At 54.8% G+C, this 12326-nt stretch carries 11 protein-coding genes and 1 tRNA gene; 5 read left to right on the forward strand and 7 right to left on the reverse strand.

The annotated features are described in order from the left end of the window. The 3 genes from VFE46_16845 to VFE46_16855 all read left to right on the forward strand — a co-directional run. Positions 1 to 1254, forward strand: a 1254-nt coding sequence (locus VFE46_16845; protein ID HZZ29668.1) for a mandelate racemase/muconate lactonizing enzyme family protein, incomplete at its 5' end; no start/stop codon positions are given. 56 nt (positions 1255 to 1310) lie between these two features. After that, positions 1311 to 2552, forward strand: coding sequence for a PQQ-binding-like beta-propeller repeat protein (locus tag VFE46_16850; GenBank protein HZZ29669.1), 1242 nt, complete (start codon positions 1311 to 1313; stop codon positions 2550 to 2552). A gap of 186 nt (positions 2553 to 2738) precedes the next feature. Continuing rightward, complete coding sequence (locus tag VFE46_16855; protein ID HZZ29670.1) at positions 2739 to 2954, forward strand: hypothetical protein; 216 nt, start codon at positions 2739 to 2741, stop codon at positions 2952 to 2954. A 74-nt stretch (positions 2955 to 3028) separates the two neighbouring features. Here the strand turns inward: VFE46_16855 and VFE46_16860 are convergent, their stop codons facing one another. Next, positions 3029 to 4093, reverse strand: coding sequence for a hypothetical protein (locus tag VFE46_16860; GenBank protein HZZ29671.1), 1065 nt, complete (start codon positions 4091 to 4093; stop codon positions 3029 to 3031). Between the two features lie 679 nt (positions 4094 to 4772). Here VFE46_16860 and VFE46_16865 point away from each other — a divergent pair. After that, complete coding sequence (locus VFE46_16865; protein ID HZZ29672.1) at positions 4773 to 5801, forward strand: YncE family protein; 1029 nt, start codon at positions 4773 to 4775, stop codon at positions 5799 to 5801. Positions 5802 to 5869: 68 nt separating this feature from the next. Here the strand turns inward: VFE46_16865 and VFE46_16870 are convergent, their stop codons facing one another. The 6 genes from VFE46_16870 to VFE46_16895 form a co-directional block, all read right to left on the reverse strand. Next, positions 5870 to 6115, reverse strand: a complete 246-nt coding sequence (locus VFE46_16870; GenBank protein HZZ29673.1) for a hypothetical protein — start codon at positions 6113 to 6115, stop codon at positions 5870 to 5872. Between the two features lie 111 nt (positions 6116 to 6226). Then, positions 6227 to 7045: a DUF3037 domain-containing protein gene (locus VFE46_16875; GenBank protein ID HZZ29674.1), complete on the reverse strand. Its 819-nt coding sequence runs from the start codon at positions 7043 to 7045 to the stop codon at positions 6227 to 6229. After that, the gene (locus tag VFE46_16880; protein ID HZZ29675.1) at positions 7029 to 7907 is read right to left on the reverse strand and encodes a HipA family kinase; all 879 of its coding nucleotides are present in this window, start codon (positions 7905 to 7907) and stop codon (positions 7029 to 7031) included. The genes VFE46_16875 and VFE46_16880 overlap by 17 nt, the downstream gene beginning before the upstream one ends. Positions 7908 to 8316: 409 nt before the next feature. Continuing rightward, positions 8317 to 8655 carry a lipocalin family protein gene (locus VFE46_16885; protein ID HZZ29676.1) on the reverse strand — a complete coding sequence of 113 codons (339 nt, stop codon included), beginning with the start codon at positions 8653 to 8655 and terminating at the stop codon, positions 8317 to 8319. Positions 8656 to 9532: 877 nt separating this feature from the next. Further along, entirely contained in the window at positions 9533 to 10480 is a 948-nt protein-coding gene (locus VFE46_16890) for a PHB depolymerase family esterase (GenBank protein HZZ29677.1), read from the reverse strand. A 208-nt stretch (positions 10481 to 10688) separates the two neighbouring features. Next, positions 10689 to 11018, reverse strand: coding sequence for a hypothetical protein (locus VFE46_16895; GenBank protein HZZ29678.1), 330 nt, complete (start codon positions 11016 to 11018; stop codon positions 10689 to 10691). Positions 11019 to 11306: 288 nt separating this feature from the next. Between VFE46_16895 and VFE46_16900 the strand changes: the two genes are divergently transcribed. Beyond that, a tRNA-Cys gene (locus VFE46_16900) sits at positions 11307 to 11378 on the forward strand. Positions 11379 to 12326: the final 948 nt, after the last annotated feature.

Consider the following 12326-nt stretch of genomic DNA (forward strand, 5'->3'; position numbering starts at 1 on the left):
CGCCAATTTCTGGCCAGCGCCGCCGGAGCGACTGCCGGTGTAGGCAGTTTGTCGCTGGCCGCAACTTCGCGTGCCGAAAACAATAAAACCGCGCTCACCAACGTTTCTTCCGAATCACTGGAGCAGGCCGCGTCGAAACCAATTCTGCAGCAAGAGCTGTTCAAAGACCCCGTCATCATCGAAGCCGTCGAACTGCTGCACAAAGGCAAAAATTATTTTGTCCGCGTGCGCAGCAAAGATGGCGCGGAAGGCATTTCGGTCGATAACGGGCGCATGGATGTGCTGGCCCCCATTTTTCACAAGCTGGTCGCGCCGTGCTTCCTCGGCAAAGATGCTCGCGGGCTGGAGGAACACCTGTTCCAAGTGTACCGCCACGGCGACAACTATAAATTCCAGGGCCTGGCGCTGTGGTGCCCGGTGGCGATGGTCGAGTTCGCCATCCTCGATTTGCTCGGCCGCCAGGCCAAAAAACCCATCGGCGATTTGCTCGGCGGCGTGCAGCGCAAAAGCGTGCAGTTTTACGTCGCCAGCGGCCGGCGCGACACCACGCCGGAGCAGGAAATCGATTATCTCAAAAGCCTGATCGAAAAAACCGGCGCCCACGCCGTCAAATATCGGGTGGGCGGCCGCATGAGCCGCAACGAAGATGCCATGCCCGGCCGCACCGACAAGCTCATTCCCCTGTCGCGCAAAGCGCTGGGCGACAGCTTCACCATCCTGGCCGACGCCAACAGCTCCTACGATCCGCCCCAGGCCATCGAAGTGGGCCGCATGCTGGAAGGCATCGGCAGCATTCATTTCGAAGAGCCCTGCCCGTTCGATAATTTCGAAGCCACCAAGCAAGTGACCGATGCGCTGACCATTCCCATCGCCCTGGGCGAGCAGGAATCGAGCCACTGGCGGTTCCGCGATCAAATTAAAAATCACGTGGCCGACGTGGTGCAGCCCGACGTGTATTATTACGGCGGCCTCATTCGCAGCATCCGCGTGGCCCGCATGGCGGAACTGTGCAAACTGCCGATCATGCTGCACCTGTCGGGCGGGTTCGGCTTTGTGTACCTGCTGCACTATTGCTCGTGCGTGCCGAACATCAGCCCCTGGCAGGAATACAAAGATGGCGTCGAAACCTACGGCAAATGGTTCGATCCGCCGCTGAAAACCACCGACAGCACCCTCAACATTCCCACCGGGCATGGCGTAGGACTGGCCGACCCCAACGAAATTGTGAAAGGCGCAACGGTGGTTACCAGCTAACCATGTAACCTTTTCAAGCTGCGAAATTTTGGAAGCTGCGAAACAAGGGAGAATTCATGACACGCGCCGCGGGTTGGGTTATCGTCGTTACCACCACCATCGCTCTTTGGCTCGCCCCGCTGGCGCAGGCCCAAGATTGGCCACAGTGGCGCGGGCCGAACCGCGATGCCAAAGTAACAGGCTTCCAAGCGCCGGCCACGTGGCCCAAGGAACTCACGCAAAAATGGAAGTTGACCGTCGGCGATGGCGTGGCCACGCCGGCGCTGGTGGGCGATAAGCTGTACGTGTTCGCGCGCCAGAACGGCAACGAAATTATCCGCTGTCTGAATGCCGCCACCGGCGAAGTGCTGTGGCACGACGAAAACCCGGCCGAGGCTCCCACCGGCAACTCGGCTCCCTTCCCCGGGCCGCGAAGCTCGCCCACCGTCGGCGAAGGGAAGCTCATCACGCTGGGAGTGCGTGGCGAGCTCATTTGCTACGAGGCCGCCAGCGGCAAAAAGTTGTGGGCCAAAAACGATTTTGCCGGCAACGTGCCGCGCTTCTTCACCAGCGCTTCGCCCATTATCGCCGACGGCCAGTGCCTGGCCCAACTGGGCGGCGCAATGAAGGGTGCCATTGTTTCTTACGACTTAAACAGCGGCGACGAAAAATGGCGCTGGACCGGCGATGGCACTGCCTACGCCTCGCCCATGATGCTCACCGTGGAAGGCCAGCCGTTTGTCGTCACGCTCACCGAAAAAAGCGTCGTGGCCATCAGCCCGGTCGATCAAAAAGTGGTTTGGTCGGTTCCCTATTCCGCGCAGCGCGGCGGTTACAACGCAGCCACGCCCATCATCGACAGCAACATCGTCATCTTCTCCGGCTCCGGCCGCGGCACGAAGGCCGTCAAGTTCGAAAAGAAAGACGGCCAGCTTGCGCCCACCGAGTTGTGGAGTAACAGTGAAATTTCCGTGCAATTCGACACGCCGGTTTTGAAAGATGGCTTGCTGTATGGCTTCACGGCCACCGAGAACTTGTTCTGCCTCAGCGCCACCGACGGCAAAACCATGTGGACCACGCCGCGCATGGAAGGGGGCGGCGGCCGCTCCGGTTACGGCTCCATTGTCGATTGCGGCCCGGTCCTCATGGCCCTGACGCCGGCGGCCAATCTGATGGTGTTTGAACCCAGCGACAAGGAATTAAAGCCACTGGCCAACTACAAAGTGGCCGACAGCGAAACGCACGCCTACCCTGTCGTTTCCCGCAACCGCATTTTCATCAAAGACAAAAACGACGTCATTTTGTGGACCATTGAATAACAATCACCGCAGTTGCCCCCGACAATAACTATAAAGCCGCGACCGTTGGTCGCGCTGGTACTTGGCCAGCGGAGCGGGCTGCGGCGGTTGCAAATGCCAAAATCGAGGGCAATAATTGAGCCCGTGCAGCGAATTACTGAAAACGAGGCACGCCATCCACCAAAAAACCCCTAATCGGACGCAGCCATGCACGAAATTTTTTCTAAATTGAACGGCGAAGATCTGGGCATGATGATCATGATCTTGGCCGCATTCTTCATCGCCCTGACGGCCATCGTCGGCGGCTGCGTGGTGAAGGTCATCAAATCGAACAACCAAACCAAGCTCAAGCAAAACATGCTGGAACACGGCATGTCGGCCGACGAAATCAAAGCCGTTCTCGACGCCGGCAAAAAATCCTAGTTCATTCCCTGCCTGCCAGCGGGGTGGTTGGGGCATAGTCCAAGGCGACTCCCCAGCGAACAGAATTCCCCGGGTTAATTTCTGTGCGAAATGCCCGTGTACACGGTCGCGGAATTTTCTTGGCCGCTGTTGTTCAGCGTGTTGAGTTGGGTGATGCCGGTGCCCAGCAGCACAAATGGACGCCACGGAATGTCGCCCATCGGGTAATACAGCAAGCTCAAATTCCAGACCACGTTTTCGCGGTTGCTGACATCGAAGAACGGCTTGCTCCGATCGAGCCACGTGTTCCAAGAAAATCCGATGCCTGATTCCAACCGCAAGTTCTCAAAATTCCAAGCCAGCCGCGCGGCGGAAAACAATCCCGATGGGTCGCCCACGGCATTTTTCACCGTATCGTCGTCGACCATGGTGACGGTGCTGGTATCGACAGAAAGCTGCGGGAGAACTGCGCTGGTGGCGGTCAACGATTGCGGTTTATTCGAATCCGACAAATAGTGGTTCAGTTGAGAAAAAGCCGACGTTGAAATTCCCGACGAACCTGCCGGCGGATCGAGCGAAACGAGTTTTGTCCCGGGCAATGGCCCAGCAGCCATGCCATCGCCGGTGCTGCTCACGGAAGGAAAATATGCAGCCTGACTGACAACGCCCGGCAACAACTCGGCTTGAGACGAGGCGGCCGGTCGCTTGGCGATGGGTTGGAGATTTTCAGGCCAGGCAGTGAAAATCGCCGGCGGCTGGACGTTTGGCGAGCGGACTGTGCCCCATGAGTTGAATGCCGGAGCGATTGCACTGGACCCGGCCGCTAACGGCCCCACTCCGGCTGATTGTGGTGCCGCAATCGTCGGCCCCACAACCGTCGGTCCCACAATCATTGGCCCCAGAATCATTGGCGCTGGGGCGAAAATGTGCCCCGCTGCGGAAATGTGCCCCCTGGTAAGCTCGTCGGCCAGTTGTCGCACTTCGGCAAACGGCGGTTGGGAATCGGCCTGGGTTTCCGGAGACAGCAAATTCGCACCGTCCGGCACGCAGGCGCGCAGATCGCTGCCAAAATCGACCAACCATTTCGGATCGTCCCCGCGCGATTTTTGCGGCATGCCCAGGCCCACCAGCAAGATGCCCAGATACGTCGCAATTATCAAACAGCAAGTTTTGCTCGCTGCCGAAGGCTTGCTACTGGCAAAAAATCTAAGTCGCCAATTACTCACAGTTTTGTTCCCCGCATTCTTCATAGGTGTCAATCGATGAAAGCGACCGCCGCACAGCCGATACGTTTTAGCCGCATTGCAGCTCGTCGCCGCCTGCTGCAAACTCTACCCACGGGAAATACATGAACCGAAAGTGCAGGTCAATCGAAACTGGCGACATTTGCTAAGCCGGGAAAGCGTGCTGTCGCCGTACTCGCTGTAACTTTAAGCGTCAGCACCTTGGGTTTCTCGCACGCCGCCGGTTTGCGATCATCGCCTAATTTGAAGAAATGTAGCGGCGTCTGTCCCAGACACCTTCTGCTTTCTCGAACAAAAATGGCCGCGGACAGCCGTCGCTACATCGCGGAGTGGCCAAATTAGGCGACGACCCGGTTTGCATCACCATAGTTCCCCAACCATCCGCATCGGGTATGATGGGGGAACAAAACTGACCCCGCGCACCAATCCCGGAGTGATTGAAACGTGAACATTGCCAGCCGGATTCCGCAACATTGCAGCCGACTTGCGACCGCGGCGGCGGCATGTTTGCCGTTTAGGCGGGCTGACGATTCATCACATCGCCCGCAGAAAAACGCTACAGCAATCTCAGTTCTTACCTTGTAGGAGTTCTAACATGGCGCGATTGCCTCGCTGCTTGGTCACTATGGCATGTGGATTGGCCGTGCTTCTTACTCAGCCTTGGCCCGCACACGCGCAAACAAATGTGCCGGAGTTAAAAGTGTTGAAAACGCTGAAGATCGGCGGCAGCGGTCGGTGGGATTGCGTCCTGGTCGACCCGGATGCCAATCGTTTGTATGTGACGCGCAGCACTCATCTGCAGGTCATCGATTGTGAAACGGGAACCGTCGTCGGCGACATCGACCAGTTGCAAGGAGCCCATGGAACGGCCGTGGTGGCGGATAGGAATTTAGGGTTTGTTACCAGCGGCCGCGAAAATGCCGTCGTGATGTTCAATCTCAAGACGCTCAAAGTGCTCGATCGAATCAAGACCCAGCCCAGTGGCGGACAAAATCCGGATGCCATCCTTTACGATCCCGCCAGCAAAAAAGTGTTTGTTTCGTGTGGCGGCGGAGATGCCCTGGTGATCGATCCGGCGAATCCCAGCGCGCCGAGCGTTTCCATTCCCTGCGGTGGAAAACTGGAATTCGGTGTGGCCGATGATGCCGGCCACGTGTTTATTAATAATGAAGACAAAAGTGAAATCGAGGTGATCGATACCACGGCATTGAAGTTGACCGATCATTGGCCGGTGGCGCCGGCGGAACACCCCACGGGCTTGGCGCTCGATGCCCGGCGACATCGGTTATTTTCGACCGGCGGAAATCAGAAAATGGCCATGGTCGACAGCCAAACGGGCAAGCTGCTGGGAACGGTTCCGATCGGTCGGGGTGTGGATGGCTGTGAGTTCGATCCAAAACTTGGCGTGGCAGTTTGCGCCAACGGGGCCGATGGCACCGTGACGGTCGTGCACGAAGATTCACCTGGAAAATTCTCCGTCGTACAGACGCTGCCCACGCTCAAGTCGGGCCGGACCATTGCCAATAATCCCAAGACGAGCCAGTTCTTTATCCCGGCGACACTTCCTGCCGAAGGTGATAGCTCCGCTCCATTCGGCGTGATCACAATCGGACCAGCAAACTAAGTTTTCATGAACTGCCTGCAGGCAGCTTGGCCCGCAAATTCCGGTTTGCGGTACCCTGCCGTAACTTGTTACGTGACCTCTTTGGCTAAAATTTGGACTCGGTCGACCACACAACCGGCCGTAACAGCATCGGCAATGGCCGAGCGAATCGAAGTTTCTAAATCCGATGATTCCCGGCTGAAATCGATCAACAGTAATCCTTCACACGAGCTGAGCGTCCCATCATCGCAGCCCGCCGCAAACAGCTTCTTCGCCATTTCTTCCATTAGCTCGCTGGGACTACTCAAGATCAAGGTAAAGTCGTAAGTCGCCATAATAATGATTCCTCAAGCACGGTGATGCGTATTGAACTGCGATAAGAATGCGCAGTAGATGAATGAACCGCAGAGGCCGCGAAGTAGAAATACACAACGACCGAAGTGGCATTACCTCGGTAAGGTTTTCGCCGTTCGCCTGATTTCATCAATAAGGTCAAGCAGTTTCGAAAATCGATATAATTTAACGTGGTGATCGGTAAGAACTTTTTTGACCATCGCGGGCGATTCTTTATCGTTGGCGCGAAATTTTCCGACGACCACTAACTGTAGTTCTCCGAGAGACGGATGTGCATGATTGAAAAGAGATTCTCCCTCTACTGCGTAACGGCAAGCTGTATTAAATGCCTGTTGGGGTTCCTCAGTTTCAAATCGAACTGGATTTACCAAATTGAATCGGCCGTTTTGGAAGCCGACGGGAATTTCAAGTTTCTTTCTTGTAATGGGTACTTCAACTTCAAAGTCAGAGCGAACCTTCTCCTCTAAACCGGCATTAACTATCTTTTCCTTTAAGAGTCGCTTCAATGTTTTTGTTGAGGTGTGCTTCGGCGCCTCCTCACCAATTATTTCAATGAACAACGCCTCAAGATCTTTTATGGGATTTGTCACCTGCATCGAGCGCGGCGGTGTTATTTGTAAGTAGTTTGCACGCAATGCAATGAATTGCTCAAGGCTTTCAAGAGAATTGATTTCGCCGAATTCGACCTTAAGCCGTTCCTCTAATCCACGTTTGAACGAGTTGATACGCGCCCAGTCATGACCTTCTGTTCCAAAGAATTTAATAATTCTACGATTGCTCAAAACCGTTTTCGCTTGAAGGAACGATTGTTCTGGACAAAACAACAGTACTCCCACGTTAGCCGCCTCTAACCGGCCAGCATCTGGGCAGTATTGGATCAGCGAGTAATAGCCTTTAGTGGGTTGCATCATTACTATCTACATCTGTTTGAACGTCGCCAAAGCCAAGATCCGCTTGAGGCCAAAGCTTAGCGAATATTGTTTCAGCAACAAACGCCGCTCGTCCCACAACTAGGTCGTCGAGCGCTTTACGAATGGCTGCACTAACTTCCCATTTGTCCGGAATTCTTCCAGTAATCTCTTGAATCACTGTTTGATTGAATTTTTGAAGTGCTGGCACTGCATGCTGGACAGCATCTTGATCAAGAAATTGGCGGAACTCCGGAAACAGTCCAAAAACTCTCGGCTCTTTTATCTTATCATCGCGACGCAACCTTGTCGTCAATTCCCCACCACATGTGAAACAATGGGTATGATCCATTGCCTTCAACATGAATTGGCCGCTTGGAGCCTCTTCACTAAGAAAAACATTGTTTCGATTTACCCGTGGCTTGCCTTCTTGGCCTAGTGGTCGCTCACAATAACGATCACAGTTAAGTGTCCAAGTGTCGAAAACCACAAGGCGGCTAATGTCGTGAGGATTCGCAAGTTTTTTAAGTTGCTCTGCTTTACCACTCCAACTATCTCCCGCTTCTCCTCGCGTAATGAAAGCTGGACCGTTACTCGCTTTTCCAACTTGTTTGTTGTTACGATCAAAAAATGGGATTTCAATTACCTCAGCATCAACTTCGATTACTGTGTGATCAAATGTTGGCAGGTGAAACCACTCAGCTAAACATGTACCGACAAATTCACACGCGAGAATATGTCGGCCCTCTGGACTTTCTAAAGCCTTCAAATAGCCAATGCCTGCATCCGTGACGACCTGAGCGGTGCAAGCTGACGAAGGATAGGATTGATTGAACCGCTTGATCACTGTTGCGTGCCATCGCATGTTGCGTACTGACTATACAGGATCGGCTTAGCGGTCTGTTAGATACATGAGAGAAGTTGATTATTAACTAACCAAAATGCAAGAACAAGTATGTGACGTAGCCAGTTGAAATCGTAATGCTGAATACAATGCTGTCAAAATAATCCCGGATTTTAGGATTAATTGAGTTCTATTGCTTAGCCCTCGTCTCAAACCGCATGAGTGCCCACTTTTGGCTTGGCCAGCAGCGAGTAGTCGCATCGGCCACGCACGTGACAACAACTAAGAAGCGTTTGCATCGTCCGCCGATTGGTGCGCTTCGGCGTCGATGCGCAAAGCGGCGCGGGCACGGTCTTCTCATCCGGGCCCGGTTTGGCGGAACAATCGCGGTTGCTCAAAAACTAAAAGTTCTGACCAAAAACGATGAAAATTATTTTGTGCCAGGCTTGTCGGGCTGCCTCTCGAAAATGAATTGAACGGTTCCTCGCATTTCGGTAAGCGTGCCGTTTTGCCATTTTAGAGGAGTTACTATGGGCGGAAGTTTCATCACCGCAGGAAGCGTGTAGACGACTGTGGAACCGTCCAATGACCAGGTACCAGAACTGTCTAGCGACCAATTTCCCTTGGGATCGCTGACCGTTTCATGGCTCACTTCAGTGTGATCGGGCTTGAATTCTATTGTCTCTGTTCGGAACTGATCAATCACAGCGGGAATTAGAAATTCTCCTTGCGGATTGACCGTCCTGGCCCCCTTCCAGACTCCTATCATGTCGGCTTCGGTCGGGAGCCGGGTGGTTGATTTAGGCTTCGCGACCGGCGCTGCATTTGGTCTATCCGCACCGCTGCACCCGGCCATAGCAAGAGTCGCCAGCCCAATGAAAACCGGAGAGCGAATGGATAATTGGTTTTTCATGCCCCGCATTGTAGCCGATGGGCGGAGCAGTGGGACAATTTACGTTTTACATGGCCGTCGCCTAATTTGGCCACTCCGCACTGTAGCGACGGCTGTCCTCAGCCGTTTTTGCTCGAAAAACAGAAGGCGTCTGGGACAGACGCCGCTACATTTTCAAATTAGACGACCACCTTTTACATGGCCGAATAGCCCGGCTGACACAGCCGGGCTATTGTGCAAATTTTCCCGCGACTGGCCTAAAACGTTTCTCGACAAATGTTCAAATGTTCACTATGATGCCGTTCAGTGAGCGCGGGCTGTTTGGCCTCTCTGCGACCTCCGTGTCCTCTGCGGTGAACTAAGCAGAGAGCAATGCAGCAGCGCGGGGCGGAGGGTGGCTGTGGTGGAACGAAGTGAGCCCACAGTTCGCCAAGTTTCCCGAGGTCTCGCTGATCATTTGCCTTTGGCCAGCGGCGACGCGACCCCGGCCGGCCCCGTCAAGCAAATCCGACAAGCAAATCGCCGAACAAATCGTTCAACAATCGTTCAACAATCGTTCAACAATGGACACCGCCGGACGTTAATGCCAACTGTTATGTCACACACGAGCCCCTTACAACCTGCGAACTTGCTGAGCCGAGGCCGTCGGGCGGGCGACAAAACAGCCTCCTTTTGTCCGGAAAATAAAATTCCCGGACGATACGGCGAGAATTGCCCAAGGCAACTTCCTTGGTTATTGGGACTTGGTCATTCGTCATTTCGACATTGGGTGCTTGTCGAAGAAATCCCACATCATGTCGTTGGCGGAAATTTGGTGCGTGGTTTTGCCGAGCGCGGTTTCCAGGGCCGGGAGCATGGGCCGATTGGGCCAGGTGTGCCCGCCGCCCGTGATTTGAATCAGCATCACTTCGCTCCCATCTTTGCCCGGGCCGTAAGTGTAACGCTTGACGCTGGTGCCGTCGTCCTCTTTTTTGGGCAGTTCTTCCACTTGCGGCTTTTCCGGGCAGCCATCGAGCTTGGCCCACTCGGTCATGGTGCCATCGACCGATTTGCAATGAAAGACTCCTTCGGCAGTGTTGCGGGCGCCGGCGTAGGGAACGAGTTTGTCGTCGGTGCCGTGGAAGTGGAGCACACTGACGGGGCGCTTGAGGTGCACGTTGTCAAGGCACAACGAGCCGGCGATGGGCGCGATGGCGGCGATGCGATCACTCAAACCGGCCGCCAAGGCGTAACACATCATGCCGCCGTTGGAAATGCCGGTGGCGTAGATGCGATTGGGATCGACATTCGCCACCGTTCCCAAATCGTCCAGCACGGCGCCGAGGAATTTAACATCGTTCGGTGGATTGCTGCCGAACAAGTGGGGAGTGCGATCGCTGCAGTTCCAAAACAAGGCGGCGCCGCCCAGCTGCGGTTTGGTATCGCCCAAAGCTGTGCCGTTGGGATACACGGCGATGAAATTGCGCTCGTCGGCGGTGCGGTTCAGGCCGGAATAAATGGCCGTGATGGGTCCGTTGGTGTACGCCCCATGCAGCACCAGCACGACCGGCGTGGGATGCTTAGGATCGTACTTCGGCGGCACGTACACCTGGTAGGAGCGTTCTTGATTGTCGACCTGCAACGTGCGGTCATGACTTCCCGGCGAAAGCGGTTGGACATCGGCCGCCACGGCCAACAAGCAACACAGCAAAGCAGCGTGCATGGCAAAAATTCCAGGGATGGGCGAAATGGATGGGGCCGAATGGATGTTCAGGCCGAACCATTATATGCCGTGGCGATTCGCCGGCAGCTAGCGAGAGGCGATTTCTGCCTGCCGCCGTCTGCATTCCGCCTGCTGCCTTCTGCATTCTGCTTTCTGCCGTCTGCTTTCCCGGTGCTTCCGGCCTTCCGGCCTTCTGCTTTCCACTGCTTCAGGCGGCTTTGCGCTGCACAAGTGGACGGGCCGTTTTCAGCACATCGCCAATGGCCATGCGAACGATGTCATCCATGGCTCGATTGCGAATGGCTGCGGCCAAGGCCGACGAGCACCCAGTGCGCTCCAGGAGCAGGTTCATTTCTTCCTCCAACACAGCGGCGGCGCGAGCCCGAATGTATCCGCGTGCTGCGGGCAAACTCAGCCGATGGACGGTTTGCCCAAGCCGCAAGGCCACTTCGTTCTGGCATTGTTGAGCCACTTCCAGACCCCAAGCGGCAATTTGCCGGGGCGATGCCGGAGATTGAAGCCAATTCAAAAGCGCCATGATTTATTCCTCTGGGTCCAGCGGAGAGGGCGGAACGATTCGCGGGCACCAAGAGCCCCCATTGCGAATCGACAGGCCGCTGTTAGAGTTTTCGACTATTCGGCCGGTGCCGCTGGCGAACAACTGCTAGCGAACCGCAGCGGGATTCAAGTTGTCTTTCGGAAAAGTCGATTCCAGAGGGAGACCTGCTGTGACAGGCAAGCCTTGACCGTTCGTCAGGGTTTTCCTAAGTTACCGGGATGGTTTGTTGGCCGTTGCTGGCATTGCCGCTTTGCAACGAGCATGCACGGCGCCGTCGCCAAGAGGCTAAGGCAGCGGATTGCAAATCCGCCATCGTCGGTTCGACTCCGACCGGCGCCTCTTTCGAAAGACCAGCCAGGGATGGCAGTTATGAATACTGCCGGCTCTGGCTGATTCTGTTTTCAGGGCGACTGTTACCAAAAGTGTTACATGGCCAAAGGTAAAGATTCTAGGAAAGCAATTCCTAAGGCAGTTCGCGATTCGGTCCTTAAGGAATTCAACCACCACTGCGCGATCTGCGGGACCAAAGAGCTCACCTCCATCACATCGACCGCAACCATTCAAATAACGATCCAAGTAATCTGCTGCCGCTTTGCCCGAATTGCCACTTATTGGATCAGCATAACCCGACTGCCCCAATCCGCGGAAGCTTTCAATTTTTCGAAAATATAAAGACCCCTTGATCTTGACGTCCCAGTTTGACCCACTTTTTAAAAGACTAGTTTTTCTATTCAACCGTGAGAACTCGCAGTTTGATATTAACGAAATAGTCAGCAGTTCGTCCGAACTTGTGGCATTTGTTCAACAGCTGAATATGGGAAAGTTCTACGCCAATAGAATTCGCGAATTGCTCGAATACACCGGGTACCCAATGCTTATAGGCCCGTACGACCCTCAAGCAGTCGCGCGTGACGAACGCGCCAGACGAGAACACTTTGATCAAATCTGCACTTGCTCCGAGTCAATCATCGCCTTAGCTGTTGAATTACTGCGGTATCAGGATTGGCCGTTTCATCGCCCGAGCGCTGCGCAGCAGTAGTAGTATCACGATTTCGAGCTGCCTGCTTGTGCGCCTCCCACAAGACCGCCGCCGTCGACTGAGCATTCCGCCCAACATAGTACCGCATTGTCGTTTCAATGCTCTCATGGCGCATCTAGTGCCGTCGTCGGTTAATTGTAGCGGCATCCACAGTGTTGGAGGTAGTTGCGGCATTCGCTTTCGGTGAATAGATCGAGTACTTTGCCGCAGAGTTGCCAAAGTTTGTCGGTGGTTCGCTGGGCACCATC

This window comes from Pirellulales bacterium, assembly GCA_035656635.1.
In the GTDB taxonomy this organism is placed as follows: Bacteria; Planctomycetota; Planctomycetia; order Pirellulales; family JADZDJ01; genus DATJYL01.

What these genes read in the sequence shown, in the direction of transcription:
- VFE46_16865 (HZZ29672.1), top strand. Translation starts at nt 4,773, where the DNA reads ATGGCGCGATTGCCTCGCTGCTTGGTCACTATGGCATGTGGATTGGCC.
- VFE46_16850 (HZZ29669.1), top strand. Translation starts at nt 1,311, where the DNA reads ATGACACGCGCCGCGGGTTGGGTTATCGTCGTTACCACCACCATCGCT.
- VFE46_16875 (HZZ29674.1), bottom strand. Translation starts at nt 7,045, where the DNA reads ATGATGCAACCCACTAAAGGCTATTACTCGCTGATCCAATACTGCCCA.
- VFE46_16885 (HZZ29676.1), bottom strand. Translation starts at nt 8,655, where the DNA reads ATGATAGGAGTCTGGAAGGGGGCCAGGACGGTCAATCCGCAAGGAGAA.
- VFE46_16880 (HZZ29675.1), bottom strand. Translation starts at nt 7,907, where the DNA reads ATGCGATGGCACGCAACAGTGATCAAGCGGTTCAATCAATCCTATCCT.
- VFE46_16890 (HZZ29677.1), bottom strand. Translation starts at nt 10,480, where the DNA reads ATGCACGCTGCTTTGCTGTGTTGCTTGTTGGCCGTGGCGGCCGATGTC.
- VFE46_16870 (HZZ29673.1), bottom strand. Translation starts at nt 6,115, where the DNA reads ATGGCGACTTACGACTTTACCTTGATCTTGAGTAGTCCCAGCGAGCTA.
- VFE46_16895 (HZZ29678.1), bottom strand. Translation starts at nt 11,018, where the DNA reads ATGGCGCTTTTGAATTGGCTTCAATCTCCGGCATCGCCCCGGCAAATT.
- VFE46_16855 (HZZ29670.1), top strand. Translation starts at nt 2,739, where the DNA reads ATGCACGAAATTTTTTCTAAATTGAACGGCGAAGATCTGGGCATGATG.